Source organism: Bradyrhizobium sp. 191 (genome assembly GCF_023100985.1).
Classification (GTDB): Bacteria; Pseudomonadota; Alphaproteobacteria; order Rhizobiales; family Xanthobacteraceae; genus Bradyrhizobium; species Bradyrhizobium diversitatis.
In genome coordinates this window covers 5,478,492-5,494,039 of the sequence record NZ_CP064692.1, presented here as the reverse complement: position 1 = coordinate 5,494,039, position 15,548 = coordinate 5,478,492, and the positions used below count along the sequence as shown (strand labels likewise).

Sequence of the window (15,548 nt, the reverse complement as noted above, 5' to 3'; positions counted from 1 at the left end):
CCCAGTCCCGGCCAGCGGCACAATTTTTCTTATTCCATCCAAGCAGTTGCGCCTTGGGGAAAGTTTATTCTACGTCATATTGCCCAACCGATGAGATCAACCTAACATTCCCTGAGATGCTTGATCCACTTTACGTCGCCTCCGGATTCGCCGTCGGCCTGCTTGTCGGCATGACTGGCGTCGGCGGCGGCTCGTTGATGACGCCGCTGCTGATCCTGTTGTTCGGCGTCCACCCTTCCACCGCGGTCGGCACCGACCTGCTCTATGCCGCTGCCACCAAGACCGGCGGCAGCGTGGTGCATGGCTGGTCGCGCAGCGTGCACTGGCCGGCAGTGCTGCGGCTCGCCTGCGGCAGCATTCCTGCGAGCGCGGTGACGCTGCTGGTGCTGTGGAAGCTCGACCTCAAGAGCGATGCCGAGCGCAGCCTGGTCAATCTGGTGCTGTGCTTTGCGCTGCTGCTGACCGCGACCTCGTTGATCTTTCGCAAGTCGATCATGGACCGCTATCGAAAGCGCCTCGAGCAGGTCGACGCGCGCACCACTTTGATTGCGACCGTGATCACCGGCGTCGTGCTGGGCGTGCTGGTCTCGATCTCCTCGGTCGGCGCCGGCGCGGTTGGCGTGACCGTGCTGCTGCTGCTCTATCCGCGCCTGCCGATGGCGACCATCGTCGGCTCCGACATCGCCCATGCGGTGCCGCTGACACTCGTCGCCGGTATCGGACATTGGGCGCTCGGTGACGTCGACTGGGCCCTGATGGGCGTGCTGCTGCTGGGCTCTCTGCCCGGCATCATCGTCGGCAGCTACAGCGCGACGCGCGTGCCCGAGACGGTGCTGCGGCTGACGCTTGCCTGCGTGCTGTTCGTGGTCGCCGGCAAGATCATCTTTGCCGAGCTGAACCTGTCCTCGGCATTCGTGACGGCGCTGGCCTGGAGCCATTGAGCGGCAACTGCCGCCGCGCTCTCACTCTCGTAGGGTGGGCAAAGCGCAAGCGTGCCCACCACTTCTCTCAATCGCGGAAGAATGGTGGGCACGGCGCTGACGCGCCTTTGCCCAGCCTACGACATCGCGTTCTTACTCCGCGGTCCAGCCGCCGTCGATCGACAGGTTGGTGCCGGTGATCTGCGCGGCGTCGTCGCTGCACAGGAACAGGGCGAGCGCGGCGACCTGCTCGGAAGTGACGAACTCCTTGGTCGGCTGCGCGTCGAGCAGCACGTCGTTGATGACCTGCTCGCGCGTCAGGTTGCGCGCCTTCATCGTGTCGGGGATCTGCTTCTCGACCAGCGGCGTCCAGACGTAGCCGGGGCTGATGCAGTTGCATGTGATCTTGTGGGTCGCAACCTCCAGCGCCACGGTCTTGGTGAGACCGGCGATGCCGTGCTTGGCCGAGACGTAGGCCGACTTGAAGGGCGAGGCCACCAGCGAATGCGCCGACGCCGTGTTGATGATGCGGCCCCAGCCCTTCTTCTTCATGCCGGGGACGGCGGCACGGATGGCATGGAAGGCCGAGGAGAGGTTGATCGCGATGATCTGGTCCCACTTCTCCGGCGGAAACTCCTCGATCGGCGACACGAACTGGATGCCGGCGTTGTTGACGAGGATGTCGACCGAGCCGAACGTCTTCTCGCCGAGCGCGATCATGCCGGCGATCTCGGCGGGCTTGGTCATGTCGGCGGGCGAGTAGATCGCCTTGACCTTGAAGTCGGACTCGATCTTGGCGCGTTCCTTCTCGATGTCCTCGGCCGAGCCGAAGCCGTTGATGACGACATTGGCGCCGGCGCCGGCAAAGGCGCGTGCGTAAGCGAGCCCGATGCCACTGGTCGATCCGGTCACGACGGCGTTCTTGCCTGACAGACTACCCATTCTATTCGCTCCTTTTTGCCGAGGGCGCGGTGACGTCCCCCGTGAGATCGTAGGTCACCATAGTCTCGCTGGACTGGGGCCGCTCGAGCCAGTCCCTGTGGCGCATCGACAGATGCACGTCGCGCACGCCGGCCTCCCAATGCTCGACCATGGCGACATGAGAGAAGTCGTAGTCCTTGGACGAGGATTCGTAGTTCTTGCTGCGATAGATCAGATGCACCACCGTGACGGTGCTTTCGCGCGACACTTTCGCCAGGAATTCGACGGAAGGATCGTTCTTGAGATAGTCCGGCAATTTGCTGATCAGGTCACGCACGGCGCGTCGCGCGTTGTGCAGCTGCTTGTTCTTGTCGGTGTTCATCCGCGTGCGGCTGGAATAGCGGATGTCCTTCTCGCGCTCGGCCGCTTCCAGCAGCGAGTTCGGCAGGTCCCCGCGCGCGGAGAACAGATCGACCTGGAAGATCAGCATGTCGCGTTCGACCTCGGCATCGAGCACGTAGTCGAGCGGGGTGTTGGAAGCGATGCCGCCGTCCCAGTAATGTTCGCCGTCGATCATCACGGAGGGAAAGCCGGGCGGCAGCGCGCCGGAGGCCATGATGTGCTCGGGGCCGATGGTCTTGCCGAGCTTCTTGAACTCGTAATTGTCGAAGTATTTGAAGTTGCCCGAGGTGACGCCGACTGCGCCGACCGACAGCCGCGTCTTCAGATCGTTGATGCGGTCGAAATCGACGAGACGCTCCAGCGTCTTCTTCAGCGGCGATGTGTCGTAATAGCTTTCCGCTTCGGGGTGCCCTGGCGGCCAGAGCGGCGCCGGCGGAATGCGCGGTGTGAAGAAGCCGGGCACGCCGAAGGTCGCAATCAGCGCAGCGCTGGTCGAATTGAACAGCTCGCGGCTGTGGTCGCTCTTGCCGATCGGCTTCCACGGGACCGGCGCCGAGACCATCTCCCAGAATTCCTTGAGCCGCTTGACGCGCGTCTGGCCGTCGTTGCCGGCGATGATGGCAGCGTTGACCGCGCCGATGGAGATGCCGGCCACCCATTCCGGCTCGAAGCCGTAGCCGCACAGCGCCTGATAGGCCCCGGCCTGATAGGAGCCGAGCGCGCCGCCGCCCTGGAGAACCAGGACGCGTTGCGCATTCGTCGGGATCGTTGCGATGTCCGGACTATGATCTGTCATTCGGGAACAATAGCAAAAGGCGAGCTACCGTGGCGACACTCCGCCGCGGCGTCAACGCATCCCGGATCAAGTCTGGCTTATCGGGGCTCCGTCGAGGCCAGGATCATGGTCCAGAACACCTTGTATTTGGTACCGGGAGCATAGCTCGCCGCGATGCCTAATTTTGTGACACCGCCCTTGAGCATGTTGGCGCGGTGAGGCGGCGAGTCGCGCCAGCCGGAAAACGCTTCCGCTAGCGTATGATAGCCGGCCGAGATGTTCTCAACCGCCACGGTCGCGGGATAACCGCCGGCAGCGAGGCGCTTGGCGAGCGGCGCGCGGACGTCGTGGTCCATCTTGTTGGCCGCCGCCATCGCGCCCGACTGGGACTCGGCGAGCCGCATCAGGTCGGAATCGATCACGACGGTGCCCAGCCCGTTGTTCTGGCGGTATTGCGAGATCATCACCGCAGCCGCCTGCGCATCGAGCTTGGAGCCCGGAACCGCCATGTCGGTGTACATGGATGGCTGCTGGACCGGTGCTTCGTTGCCGGCACAGCCGGCGAGCAGCAAAATGATGAGAATTGCGGCCGCAGCGCGCATGAATCGAGGCCCCCAAATGAGGGGCCGTTGTTGCATATCAACCGTGGCTGAAAGGTGAATTTTGAAGAAAATCGTAGCTGTCATTCCGGGGCGCGCGTCAGCGCGAACTATGGTGCGCAATCGCGCACCTGAGAATCTCGCACTATCATCTCGGGTTTCCCGGTTCGATGCTTCGCATCGCCCCGGAATGACGGGGGGTTCTAGCCCGCAAATATCCGGTAGCGGCGGGGCTCCAATCCGATGGTGTCGCCGGCGCGAAGTTCCTTGTCGCGGGGGGCGTCGATCTCGATGGTCTGGCCGCCAGAGAGCGCGACCTCGGCGCGCTGTACGGGGCCGAAATTGCGGACATGCCGGACCGCGCCCTCGAAGGCACCGCTGCCGGGCGGGCCGACCAGCATGTCATGTCGCCGCACGAACAGTTTTGACGCGCCAGGCGCAAGCCCATCCGCTGTGAGCCGAAGCGGCCGGCCGCCGAGCGTGACAGCACCACCTTCGACTTCAACTGGCAGTTCGATCGATTCACCTATGAAACCGTGGACGAAGGCGGTCGCGGGACTTGCATAGACGTCATCGGGCGAGCCGATCTGCTCGATCCTGCCCTTGTCCATCACCACGACGCGGTTGGCGACTTCCAGCGCCTCCTCCTGGTCATGGGTGACGAAGATCGAGGTGACGTGGATTTCATGATGCAGCGAGCGCAGCCATTTGCGCAGCTCTTTCCTCACCTTCGCATCGAGCGCGCCGAACGGCTCGTCGAGCAGCAGGATGCGCGGCTCGATCGCCAGCGCGCGGGCGAGCGCGATGCGCTGGCGCTGGCCGCCGGAAAGCTGGCTCGGGTAGCGATCGGCGAGCCAGTCGAGCTGTACGAGATCGAGCAGCTCCTTGACCCGGGCGCGGATCGCCGCCTCGTCCTTGCGGACCGTGCGCGGCTGCACGCGCAGGCCGAAGGCGACGTTCTCGAACACCGTCATGTGGCGGAACAGCGCATAGTGCTGGAACACGAAGCCGACGTGACGCTCTCGCGCGCCTTGCGCCAGTGCGTCCTCGCCATTGATGAAGACCTCGCCGGAATCAGGCCAGTCGAGCCCGGCGACGATCCGCAGCAGCGTGGTCTTGCCCGAGCCGGACGGACCGAGCAGCGCCACCAACTCGCCGCTGTCGACCTTGAGATCGACGCCGTCGAGGGCTTTGAAGCTGCCGAACGACTTGACGAGATTTCTGACTTCAATGGTCACTTGGCTCTTGTCCTTCGTCCAGATGGCGTTCGAGAACGGTCTTCACGATCAGCGTGATCAGCGCCAGCATCGCCAGCAGCGAGGCGATCGCGAAGGCGGCGACGAACTGGTACTCGTTGTAGAGAATCTCGACAAGGAGCGGCATGGTGTTGGTCTCGCCGCGAATGTGGCCGGAGACGACCGAGACCGCGCCGAACTCGCCCATGGCGCGGGCGTTGCAGAGCAGGACGCCGTAGAGCACCCCCCATTTGATGTTGGGCAGCGTGACGCGGAAGAAGGTCTGGAGGCCCGAGGCGCCCAGCGAGATCGCGGCCTCCTCCTCCTGCGTGCCCTGCTCCTGCATCAGCGGGATCAGCGCACGGGCCACGAAGGGAAAGGTGACGAAGGTGGTGGCGAGCGCAATGCCGGGCACCGCGAACAGGATCTGGATGTCGTGGTCGCGCAGCCAGCTGCCGAAATAGCCCTGTGCGCCGAACAGCAGCACGAAGACGAGACCCGAGATCACCGGACTGACCGAGAACGGCAGGTCGATCAGCGTGATCAGGAACGTCTTGCCCGGAAAATCGAACTTGGCGATGGCCCAGGCGGCGACGAGGCCGAACAACAGATTGAGGCCTACTGAGATCGCTGCGACCAGCAACGTCAGCCTGATTGCAGCCAGCGCCTCCGGCTCCGCGAGCGCGGCGAGATAGGCGACGACGCCCCTCGAGAACGCCTGCGCAAAGACGACGACGAGCGGGAGCACGACGAAGATGGTGAGAAAGATCATCGCGAGCGCGATGATGGTGATGCGCACGGCGCGCGGTTCGGTACGCAAATTGTCCTGCGCTGCCGCCGCCTGCGCACGCGCCTTCGCGTCGGAGGCCGAGAGCGGTATGGAATCTGCGATCTGCATCGTCATGATCCGCCCTCAGCGCGCCGGAATCCGGCTCTGCGCCCAGCGCTGGAGCCGGTTGACGGCAAAGATGATGACGAAGGAGACGACGAGCATGACCACCGCGATCGCGGTCGCATCGGCGTAACGGAATTCGGACAGGCGTATCACGATCAAGAGCGGCGCTATTTCGGAGACGTTGGGCAGATTGCCGGCGATGAAGATCACCGAGCCGTATTCGCCGACGGCCCGGGCGAAGGCGAGCGCGAGGCCGGTAAGCAGCGCCGGTGCGAGCGACGGCAGGATCACGCGGAAGATGGTCTGCCAGCGGCTGGCGCCAAGGCTGCCCGCGGCTTCCTCGATCTCGGGGTCGAGATCCTGGAGCACCGGCTGCACCGTGCGAACCACGAAGGGAATACCGATGAAGATCATGGCGACGAAGATGCCGACCGGCGTGAACGCGACCTTGATGCCGAGCGCGGCAAGCGGCGCGCCCAGCCAGCCCTTCTCGGCGAACAGCGCGGTCAGCGCCACGCCGGCCACCGCGGTCGGCAGCGCGAAGGGCACGTCCACGATGGCGTCGAACAGCCGCCGGCCCGGGAAACGGTAGCGCACCAGCGCCCAGACGATGATGCTGCCCATGACGAGATTGACGCAGGCCGCCGCAAAGGCGAGGCCGAACGAGACGCGGAGCGCGTTCAGGGTGCGGCGGCTCGAAAGGATGTTCCAGAACTGCTCGGGGCTGAGCTCGAGCGATTTCAGGAACAGGCCGGCGAGCGGAATCAGGATGATCACGGACAGCCAGGTCAGCGTCAGTCCCATGGTGAGACCGAAGCCCGGCAATGTCCGGCGTTGTGCTGCAACTGCGCTCACCAGGCCCCCTGCAAAAGCCTCCTAAGACAGCGCCTGATCAGTTCTTGTAGATCTGATCAAAGACGCCGCCGTCGGCAAAATGTTCCCTCTGTGCCTTGGTCCAGCCGCCGAAAACGTCGTCGATCGTGAACAGCTCGACCTTGGCGAAGGCATTTTCATACTTCTTGGCGATTTCGGCATCGCGCGGACGGTAGAAGTTGCGCGCGGCGATCTCCTGCCCCTCCTTGGTGTACCAGTATTGAAGGTAGGCATCGGCCGCATTGCGGGTGCCCTTTTTGTCGGCAACCTTGTCGATGATCGCGACCGGCGGCTCGGCAAGGATCGATTGCGGCGGCGCCACGATCTCGAACCTGTTCGTGCCGAACTCCTTCAACGCAAGGAACGCCTCGTTCTCCCAGGCGAGCAGCACGTCGCCGACACCGCGCTCGACGAAGGTCACGGTGGCGCCGCGCGCGCCGGTATCCAGCACCGGGACCTGCTGATAGAGCTTGCCGATGAAGTCCTTGGCCTTGTCGGCCGAGCCGAACTTCTTCTGCGCAAATCCCCAGGCGGCCAGATAATTCCAGCGCGCCCCGCCTGACGTCTTCGGGTTCGGGGTGATGATGGCAACCCCGGGCTTGACCAGGTCGTCCCAGTCCCTGATGCCCTTGGGATTGCCCTTGCGCACCAGGAATACGATCGTCGAGGTATAGGGGGATGAATTCTGCGGCAGCCGCTTTTGCCAATCCGCCGCCACCAGGCCCTTGGCAGCGATGGCATCGATGTCATAGGCGAGCGCGAGCGTCACCACGTCGGCCTGCAGTCCGTCGATCACCGCGCGCGCCTGCGAGCCGCTACCGCCATGCGACTGCTTGATCTCGATGCTCTTGCCGGTCTCCTTCTGATAGGCATGCGCGAACGCCTTGTTGAACTCGCCATAGAGCTCACGCGTCGGATCGTACGACACGTTCAGCAAACTGATGTCAGCAGCGAGAGCCGAGCTTGCCCAGAGGAGTCCTGCAGCGAGCGGAACGATACGGCGCATCATGTCCATCTCCATTCACCTCGACGACATCGGCGTCATCGACGGCAGGCATAACTCGGGGCGAAACGCACTCAAGTCAACGGAACCGGATTTTCTTGTTCGCAGCGTGGCGGCGCAACCGTGCTACGAAACCTTCATCGTGTGAATGCCGCATTCTGTTTTGGCGCGGCCCCGCCATCGGCCGGCGCGGGAATCCTCGCCCTCGCCCGTTCTGCTGGTGCAAGGCATACAGCCAACCGACAGAAATCCTGACGCAACCAGAGGGTGCCGCGGCAATTTGGCACGAGTGAAGATCGCCTCGATCTCCTCGCGCGAGGCGTTGGCGAAGGGATTGAACTTCAGCCGCGCGCCGTCATCCTCGACGACGGGAATGTCGGCGCGCGCACTGCCCTGGAAGCGCTTGCGGCCGTTGAGCCAGGCCGAGAACGGCTTCAGCGCCCGCGCCAGCGGCTCGACCTTGCGGATGCGGCAGCAGGCGTCGGGATCGGAGAACCAGAGGTCGCGGTCGGGATCTTCGCGCGACAGCGTCTCGTCGGCCGGCTTGATCGACCGGACGTCCTTCAGGCCCAGCTTCGCGATCAGCGTGTCGCGATAGGCCAGCGTCTCCTCGAACAACCAGCCGGTGTCGAGAAAGATCACCGGAATCGCGGGATCAACGTCCGCCATGACCTTCAGCAGCGTCGCCGATTCCGTACCGAAGGACGATACCAGCGCGAGCTTGTCGCGCCCGACCGTCTTCAGCGCCGCAGCGACGATCTCCGCGGGCGAGGCATCGCGCAAAGCGCGATCGAGCTCTTCCGCCGAGGGCAACGCAGAGACCGCTGGAACCTGAGGCGCGATCGCGGTCACGTGCCGACACCTTCGGAATGACGCAGCTGCATGCGCCGGTGCAGCGCCGTGATGCGGCCATCGCCGGTCGGCTGGTAGAATACCGAATAGCGCCTGGCCGTCTGCATGAAGGCTTCCGCGTCCGCCTGCTTCTTGACCTCGAAGGCGTCGAAGCCGGCGCGCAGCATGAACACGAACTGGTCGCGCAGCACCTGGCCGGTGGCGCGCAATTCGCCGCGGTAATCGTAGCGTTCGCGCAGCAGCCGTGCCTGACTGTAGGCACGCCCGTCGCGGAAGGTCGGGAACACCAGCGCGACGGCCGCGATCCTGCCGAGATACGGCACGAGTTCGGCGATGTCGCGATTGTTCGGCCAGATCACGCCGACCTTGCCGGCGCGCTGGAGCAAGCCCTCGGCCTCGCCGAGGAAACGCTCGGCCGGCACAAGAATGTCGCCGCGCTCGGGCAGCGGCGTATCGACGGCGAGCTTGACGAAGCCGTCATCGACGATCTTTCCGCCGTTAACGAGTGGCATAGACGCGCTCCTTGAAGGGTTCGACGCCGAGGCGCCTGACCGTGTCCATGAACAGCTCCTCGGGCCGCTCACGCAGCGCCAGATAGGCTTCCACGATGTCCTCGACGACATCGGCGACCTCGTCGAACTTGACGCCCGGTCCGATCAGGGTCCCAAGCGCCGCGTTCTCGTCGGCGCGGCCGCCGATGGTGATCTGGTAGACTTCCTCGCCGTTCTTCTCGACGCCGAGAATGCCGATATGGCCGACATGGTGATGGCCGCAGGCATTGATGCAGCCGGAGATGTTGATGTGGAGCCGGCCGATCAGATTGGCGAGCTCGTGATTGGCGAAGCGCCGCGTCAGCTCCTGCGCGATCGGGATCGAGCGCGCATTCGCCAGCGAGCAATAATCGAGCCCCGGGCAGGCGATGATGTCGGTGATCAGGTTGACGTTGGGCGTCGCCAGCCCGAGCTTGTCGAGCGCCTTCCACAGCGCCGGCAGGTCGCGCTTGGCGACGTGCGGCAGCGCCAGGTTCTGCTCGTGGCCGACGCGGATCTCGCCGAAGGAATATTTGTCGGCGAGATCGGCCAGCGCGTCCATCTGCTCGGCCGTGGCATCGCCCGGAGGCCCGCCGGTCGGCTTCAGCGAGATCGTGACGATGGAATAGCCCTGCACCTTGTGCGGAGCCACCGAGTTCTTGCGCCACGCCTCGAAATCCGGATCGGCCGCGGCCTGGCGCAGCTCGTCGGGCATGTGCGGCAGCTTCTCGTAGGCCGGATAGGTGAAGCGCGAGCGGATGTCCTCGATCACCTCGTCGTCGATCTGAAGCGAGGAGTTGCGGATGTGCTGCCACTCGTCCTCGACCTCGCGGGAGAACTTCTCGATTCCGAGCTCGTGCACCAGGATCTTGATACGCGCCTTGTAGATGTTGTCGCGGCGGCCGTACTGGTTGTAGACGCGTAAGATCGCCTCGATGTAGCTGAGGATGTCGCGGCCGTGGACGAAATGCTTGATGGTCTTGGCGATGAACGGCGTGCGGCCGAGGCCGCCGCCGACCAGCACCTCGAAGCCGGTCTCGCCCTTCTCGTTCTTGATCAGCCGCAGGCCGATATCGTGGATCTTGATCGCGGCGCGGTCATGGTCCGACGCGGTGATCGCGATCTTGAACTTGCGCGGCAGGAACGAGAACTCCGGGTGCAGCGTGGTGTGCTGGCGGATCAGCTCCGACCAGATACGCGGGTCCTCGATCTCGCCGGGCGCGACGCCGGCCCACTGGTCCGAGGTGACGTTGCGCATGTTGTTGCCGGAGGTCTGCATCGCGTGGATGCCGACCTTGGCAAGATCTTCGAGCGCGTCCGGCAGCTCGGCGAGCTTGATCCAGTTGAACTGGATGTTCTGCCGCGTGGTGAAATGGCCGTAGCCGCGATCGTATTTGCGCGCGACATGGGCGAGCGCCCGCAGCTGGTTGGTCGCCAGCGTGCCGTAGGGGATCGCGACGCGGAACATGTAGGCGTGCAGTTGCAGATAGACGCCGTTCTGAAGCCGCAGGATCTTGAATTCGTCCTCGGTGAGCTCGCCGGAGAGGCGCCGCTTCACCTGGTCGCGGAACTCCGAGACGCGCTCGTTGACGAGCGTGCGGTCGATTTCGTCGTAAGCATACATAAGTGCGTGCCTTAAACCTGGGCCGGCTGTCCGATGGTGACGCCGGTGCGGCGGATCTGTTCGCGCAGATTGCCGGGCAGGATCTTGCCGTCCTCGCCGATCTGCACCGGCGCGATATAGGGGCCGATCGCACCGACATCATCGGCGATGGACTCCGCAAGCAACGCCCTGGCCTCGTCGGAGTTGCGTACGATCGCGGCTTCCGAGAGTTCCGCGGACCAGCCCTTGGCAGCGGTACGGTAGACCACGATGCCGTCCCAGGTGCGGTTGGCGGTCACGACCGAGGGGCCGGCGATCTTGATCTTCTTCTGTTCGAGCGGGGAGGTCATTCGGCTGCATCCAATAGGTCAGAGATGATTTGTTTGGGTGTGTGGCGGCGAAGCGAGCCGGCATGCCGGACCACGTCGCCGATGATGAGGATGGCGGGACCACCTTGGATCCGCCGCGCCAATTCCGGCAGGTCGCGCAGCGTGCCGATCGCGCCCTGCGCATCGGGCCGCGTGACACGGGCGAACACGCCGACCGGCGTTTCCGGCGAGCGGCCGGCCGCGAACAGGCCGGCGCGCACGGCCGGCGCCGCCGTCATGCCCATGTAGACCACGACGGTCATCCTGGTGTCGGTCAGCATCGACCAATCCACGTTCTCGGCATCGCGCGCCTTGTGCGCGGTCAGGAAGGTGATGCGGGTCGCCTCGTGGCGGTAGGTAAGCGGCACCTCGAAATCGGCGGCGCCGCCGAGCCCTGCGGTGATGCCGGGAATGATCGAATAGGCGACGCCGGCGGCGCGCAGCGCTTCGACCTCTTCACCACCGCGGCCGAACACGAAGGGATCGCCGCCCTTCAGCCGCACCACACGTTGGCCGGCTTGCGCGGCTTCGATCATACGCTTGTTGATGGCGTCCTGGCCGATGCCGGGCTTGCCGACGCGGCGGCCGACCGCAACGCGCGTGGTGTCGCGGCGGATGCGGTCGAGAATCTCGGGCGAGACCAGCTCGTCATGGAAGACGATGTCCGCATCCTGCAAGGCGCGCAACGCCTTGATGGTGAGAAGGTCAGGATCGCCGGGGCCGGCGCCGACCAGCGCGACCGAGCCTTCCGGCTTGTCGACGCGCGCGAATGCGGACGGGTCGGAGATAGCCTTGAGCGATGCATCCGCTTCGCCCTTGCGGCCGGCGAGCACGGCTGCGCCGATCGGACCGTCGATGACGCGCTCCCAGAAACGACGGCGCAGCGGAAACTCGGCGATGCGCTCGTTGATCGACTTGCGGAAGGTGCCGATGAACTCGGCGAGCTCGCCGATGCGCGCCGGCAGCAGCGCCTCGATCTTCTCGCGCACGCGCCGCGCCACCACCGGCGAGGTGCCGCCGGTGCCGACCGCGACCACGACATCGCCGCGATCGACGATCGCCGGGAAGATGAAGCTGGAGTGCTCGAGATCGTCCATGACGTTGACGGGCAGGCCGAGCGCCTTCGCCCGAGCGGACATCGCAACGCCGATGTTGCCGGCACCCGCGCAGACAATTGCGATGACACCTGAGAGATCGGCCGTGAGCGGATCGCCGCTCGCGATTTCGACGCGCGCCGCGTCCCCGGAGCTGAGGCCGAGGTCATGATTGCCGTCGATCGCATGCACGCGCATGCGCGCGCCGGCGGCGGCGAGCACGCGCAGCTTGGCGCGCAACAGCTCACCCGCGCCGATGAGGACCACCGGGCCGGCCTTGAGATCGAGAAACACCGGCAAGAACCGCATGCGCTACTCGCTTCCCCACAAACGGGGTTGACTGGAATTATTTTCTATATATGTCTCGTTTCGAGCGCGCAAAGAGAAAATTTTTTCTTCTCTTCCGCAGTGCAACTATAGAATTTTAGCCTCCAAACGCAAAGTGGCAGAGATGCATCTTCTCAAGGACGATTCCGCTGCTGATCGGCTGAGCAATCCGGCGCTAGCTGAGCGCGTGCGCGCGCAAGAATTTTCTGCCGAGCTTGCCCCGAGCATGGACCATCTCGACCAGCTCGAAGCGCAGAGCATCTACATCTTCCGTGAGGCCTTTGCCCGGCTGAAGAAGATCGCCCTGTTGTGGTCGCTCGGCAAGGACTCCAACGTCATGATCTGGCTGGCGCGGAAAGCCTTCTTCGGCAAAATGCCGTTCCCGGCCCTTCATGTCGATACCGGCAAGAAGTTTCCGGAGATGTATCGCTTCCGCGATCATTACGGCAAGGAATGGGATCTCGATCTGCGCGTCGAGCCCTGCCCGCCGATCGATGCCGTCGACCCAACGCTGCCGCCGGCCGCCCGTTCCGCCGCGCGCAAGACCGAGGGCCTCAAGATGGCGCTGGCCAAATACGGCTTCGACGGCCTGATCGCCGGCATCCGCCGCGACGAGGAGGCAACGCGCGCCAAGGAGCGCGTGTTCTCCCCGCGCGGGTTGGAGGGCAATTGGGACGTGCGCGACCAGCCGCCGGAATTCTGGGATCATTTCAACGCGTCGCCGCCGCAAGGCGCGCATTTGCGCATCCATCCGATCCTGCATTGGACCGAGGCCGACATCTGGGCCTACACCAAGCGCGAAAACATTCCGATCATCCCGCTGTATCTCGCCAGGAACGGCAAGCGCTATCGCTCGCTGGGTGACCAGGACATCACCAACCCCGTCGCCTCGACAGCGTCGAGCATCGACGAGATCCTGGTCGAGCTCGAACAGACCAAGGTGCCGGAGCGCGCCGGACGCGCGCTCGACCACGAGACCGAGGACGCCTTCGAGCGCCTTCGCGTCGCCGGCTATCTCTGATCAAGGACGCGGCCATGAACATGATTGTCACGTCAGCTTCGTCCGCCACGCCGAACGGCACCACGCGTCCCCAGGTGCGCATCGTCATCGTCGGCCATGTCGACCACGGCAAGTCGACGCTGGTCGGCCGCCTCCTGCACGAGACCGGCAGCCTGCCCGAGGGCAAGCTCGACATGCTGAAGGCCGTCAGCGCACGGCGCGGCATGCCGTTCGAATGGTCGTTCCTGCTCGACGCGCTGCAGACCGAGCGCGACCAGGGCATCACCATCGACACCACGCAGATCCGCTTCCGCACCAATTCGCGCGACATCGTGCTGATCGACGCGCCCGGCCACGCCGAGTTCCTGCGCAACATGATCACCGGCGCCTCGCAGGCCGACGGCGCGGTGCTGATCATCGACGCGCTCGAAGGCGTGCGCGACCAGACGCGGCGGCACGGCTATCTCCTGCACCTGCTCGGCGTGAAGCAGGTCGCTGTCGTCGTCAACAAGATGGACCGTGTCGATTTCTCCGCCGCGCGCTTCAAGAACATCAGCGACGAGATTTCCGCGCATCTCAATGGCCTCGGCGTGAAGCCGACGGCCGTGATCCCGATCTCGGCGCGCGACGGCGACGGCGTCGCGGAGCGCACCGGCCGGATCGGCTGGTACAAGGGACCGACCGTGGTCGAGGCGCTCGATAGGCTCGAGCCGGCGCGGCCGCTGGAAACGCTGGCGCTGCGGCTGCCGGTGCAGGCGATCTACAAGTTCGACGACCGCCGCATCGTCGCCGGCCGCATCGAATCCGGCAGCCTGATTGCCGGCGACGAGATCGTGATCATGCCTGCGGGCAAGATCGCGAAGATCAAGACGGTCGAGAGCTGGCCGGTGACGCCGGTGGCGGGACGGCAGGGCGCGGGCCGCTCGGTCGGCATCACGCTCGACCGCGAATTGTTCATCGAGCGCGGCGACATCATCGCGCATGCGGGCAGCGCCCCGCGCGAGACGCGGCGGCTGCGCGCACGCATCTTCTGGCTGCACCACAAGCCGCTTGCCAAGGGTGACCAGATCCTGGTGCGCAGCGGTCCGAAGGAGAGCCGCGCCACCGTCGTCGCCATCGAGAAGGCGGTCGATCCCGGCGAGCTCTCGAGCACCGAGAACAAGGCGATTGCACGCAACCATGTCGGCGAGATCGACATCTCCCTGTCCAATCCGATCGCGACCGATCCCTACACCGAAAATCCGCGCACCGGCCGCCTCGTGATCGAGGTCGCAGGGCGCATCGCCGGCGGCGGCCTGGTGCTGTCGGTCGATGCCGGTCAGCGTGCCGTCCCCGTCGACATCGTGCCGGTGGAATCGGCGCTGCGGCCCGACGAGCGCTCGGCGCGCTACCGCCACAACGGTGCCGTGGTCTGGCTTACCGGCCTGCCGGCTTCCGGCAAGTCGACGCTGGCGCGGGCGCTGGAGCGGCGGCTGTTCACCAATGGCGGCTCGCCGGTGCTGCTCGATGGCGACACGCTGCGCGCCGGGCTCAACAGCGATCTCGGCTTCTCCGCTCCCGATCGCAGCGAGAACATCCGCCGCCTCGCCGAGGTCGCGACGCATCTGGCCCGCAACGGCCATATCGCGATCGTCGCGGCGGTCTCGCCCGCGCGCGAGGACCGCGCCGCCGCGCGCCGCATCGCCGACACCGCGTTCCGCGAGATCCATGTCGCGACGCCGGCCGAGATCTGCGAGGAGCGCGATCCCAAGGGCCACTACAAGAAGGCTCGCGCCGGCGCGCTGGCCTCGTTCACCGGCATCGGCAACGACTACGAGAAGCCTGAGGCGGCGGAGCTGGTGATCGATACGTCGACGCGGACGGTCGCGGAGGCGGCCGACGAGATCGAGCAAATGCTGAAGACCACCGGCGTACTGTTCGACGAGGTCGTCGACCTCGCTGCGAATATTTGAGGCTGCCCTAGTCCCCGCTGTCGTCGCCCGGCTTGGCCGGGCGACCCAGTATTCCAGAGACAGCGTTGGGATACAGAGAAGCCGCGGCGTACTGGATTCCCCGCTTTCGCGGGGAATGACACCGGTGGTGGGGCCTTTCCTCTCTCTTCTTGACATTTTGACAAGCCCCCAGGGGTCTTCTCACCGCCCTGATTTTGGG

The 15,548-nt window shown here is 65.0% G+C and carries 16 protein-coding genes; 4 read left to right on the top strand and 12 right to left on the bottom strand.

The window, feature by feature from the left end:
- The first annotated feature begins 116 nt into the window (after positions 1 to 116).
- Positions 117 to 941, top strand: a complete 825-nt coding sequence (locus tag IVB23_RS25540; protein WP_197964902.1) for a sulfite exporter TauE/SafE family protein — start codon at positions 117 to 119, stop codon at positions 939 to 941.
- A gap of 132 nt (positions 942 to 1,073) precedes the next feature.
- Here IVB23_RS25540 and IVB23_RS25535 read toward each other — a convergent pair whose 3' ends face one another.
- The 7 genes from IVB23_RS25535 to IVB23_RS25505 form a co-directional block, all read right to left on the bottom strand.
- A complete protein-coding gene (locus tag IVB23_RS25535) occupies positions 1,074 to 1,862 on the bottom strand; it encodes a 3-hydroxybutyrate dehydrogenase (RefSeq protein ID WP_061880945.1) in 789 nt (262 codons plus the stop codon).
- Between the two features lies 1 nt (position 1,863).
- On the bottom strand, positions 1,864 to 3,039 hold the full coding sequence (locus tag IVB23_RS25530; RefSeq protein ID WP_247800460.1) for a patatin-like phospholipase family protein: 1,176 nt from the start codon (positions 3,037 to 3,039) through the stop codon (positions 1,864 to 1,866).
- A gap of 77 nt (positions 3,040 to 3,116) precedes the next feature.
- The gene (locus IVB23_RS25525) at positions 3,117 to 3,620 is read right to left on the bottom strand and encodes a CAP domain-containing protein (RefSeq protein WP_247800459.1); all 504 of its coding nucleotides are present in this window, start codon (positions 3,618 to 3,620) and stop codon (positions 3,117 to 3,119) included.
- Positions 3,621 to 3,820: 200 nt separating this feature from the next.
- On the bottom strand, positions 3,821 to 4,855 hold the full coding sequence (locus tag IVB23_RS25520; RefSeq protein ID WP_028178407.1) for a sulfate ABC transporter ATP-binding protein: 1,035 nt from the start codon (positions 4,853 to 4,855) through the stop codon (positions 3,821 to 3,823).
- The gene (cysW, locus tag IVB23_RS25515) at positions 4,845 to 5,756 is read right to left on the bottom strand and encodes a sulfate ABC transporter permease subunit CysW (protein WP_061880949.1); all 912 of its coding nucleotides are present in this window, start codon (positions 5,754 to 5,756) and stop codon (positions 4,845 to 4,847) included. The genes IVB23_RS25520 and cysW overlap by 11 nt, the downstream gene beginning before the upstream one ends.
- 9 nt (positions 5,757 to 5,765) lie before the next feature.
- Positions 5,766 to 6,551 carry a sulfate ABC transporter permease subunit CysT gene (cysT, locus tag IVB23_RS25510; protein WP_247804962.1) on the bottom strand — a complete coding sequence of 262 codons (786 nt, stop codon included), beginning with the start codon at positions 6,549 to 6,551 and terminating at the stop codon, positions 5,766 to 5,768.
- A gap of 88 nt (positions 6,552 to 6,639) precedes the next feature.
- Positions 6,640 to 7,641: a sulfate ABC transporter substrate-binding protein gene (locus IVB23_RS25505; RefSeq protein WP_156505192.1), complete on the bottom strand. Its 1,002-nt coding sequence runs from the start codon at positions 7,639 to 7,641 to the stop codon at positions 6,640 to 6,642.
- Between IVB23_RS25505 and IVB23_RS25500 the strand changes: the two genes are divergently transcribed.
- Complete coding sequence (locus IVB23_RS25500; protein ID WP_156505193.1) at positions 7,628 to 7,771, top strand: hypothetical protein; 144 nt, start codon at positions 7,628 to 7,630, stop codon at positions 7,769 to 7,771. The two genes, IVB23_RS25505 and IVB23_RS25500, sit on opposite strands and share 14 nt — an antisense overlap.
- On the opposite strand, the gene IVB23_RS25495 is transcribed toward IVB23_RS25500, so the two are convergent.
- Genes IVB23_RS25495 through cysG form a run of 5 tightly spaced genes read right to left on the bottom strand, consistent with a single transcriptional unit; the run spans position 7,750 to position 12,379 of the window.
- Positions 7,750 to 8,475 (bottom strand): phosphoadenylyl-sulfate reductase, encoded by a 726-nt coding sequence (locus IVB23_RS25495; RefSeq protein ID WP_247800458.1) that lies wholly within the window; start codon positions 8,473 to 8,475, stop codon positions 7,750 to 7,752. The two genes, IVB23_RS25500 and IVB23_RS25495, sit on opposite strands and share 22 nt — an antisense overlap.
- Complete coding sequence (locus tag IVB23_RS25490; RefSeq protein WP_061880952.1) at positions 8,472 to 8,987, bottom strand: DUF934 domain-containing protein; 516 nt, start codon at positions 8,985 to 8,987, stop codon at positions 8,472 to 8,474. Before IVB23_RS25490 ends, IVB23_RS25495 begins: the two co-directional genes overlap by 4 nt.
- Positions 8,974 to 10,629, bottom strand: coding sequence for a nitrite/sulfite reductase (locus tag IVB23_RS25485; RefSeq protein WP_247800457.1), 1,656 nt, complete (start codon positions 10,627 to 10,629; stop codon positions 8,974 to 8,976). The genes IVB23_RS25490 and IVB23_RS25485 overlap by 14 nt, the downstream gene beginning before the upstream one ends.
- A gap of 11 nt (positions 10,630 to 10,640) precedes the next feature.
- Positions 10,641 to 10,958: a DUF2849 domain-containing protein gene (locus tag IVB23_RS25480; protein WP_028178414.1), complete on the bottom strand. Its 318-nt coding sequence runs from the start codon at positions 10,956 to 10,958 to the stop codon at positions 10,641 to 10,643.
- The gene (gene cysG, locus IVB23_RS25475; protein WP_247800456.1) at positions 10,955 to 12,379 is read right to left on the bottom strand and encodes a siroheme synthase CysG; all 1,425 of its coding nucleotides are present in this window, start codon (positions 12,377 to 12,379) and stop codon (positions 10,955 to 10,957) included. Before cysG ends, IVB23_RS25480 begins: the two co-directional genes overlap by 4 nt.
- Positions 12,380 to 12,623: 244 nt before the next feature.
- On the opposite strand from cysG, the gene cysD reads away from it, so the two are divergent.
- Both cysD and cysC read left to right on the top strand, forming a co-directional pair.
- A complete protein-coding gene (gene cysD, locus IVB23_RS25470; protein ID WP_061881234.1) occupies positions 12,624 to 13,418 on the top strand; it encodes a sulfate adenylyltransferase subunit CysD in 795 nt (264 codons plus the stop codon).
- A gap of 14 nt (positions 13,419 to 13,432) precedes the next feature.
- Positions 13,433 to 15,349, top strand: coding sequence for an adenylyl-sulfate kinase (cysC, locus tag IVB23_RS25465; RefSeq protein WP_247800455.1), 1,917 nt, complete (start codon positions 13,433 to 13,435; stop codon positions 15,347 to 15,349).
- Positions 15,350 to 15,548: the final 199 nt, after the last annotated feature.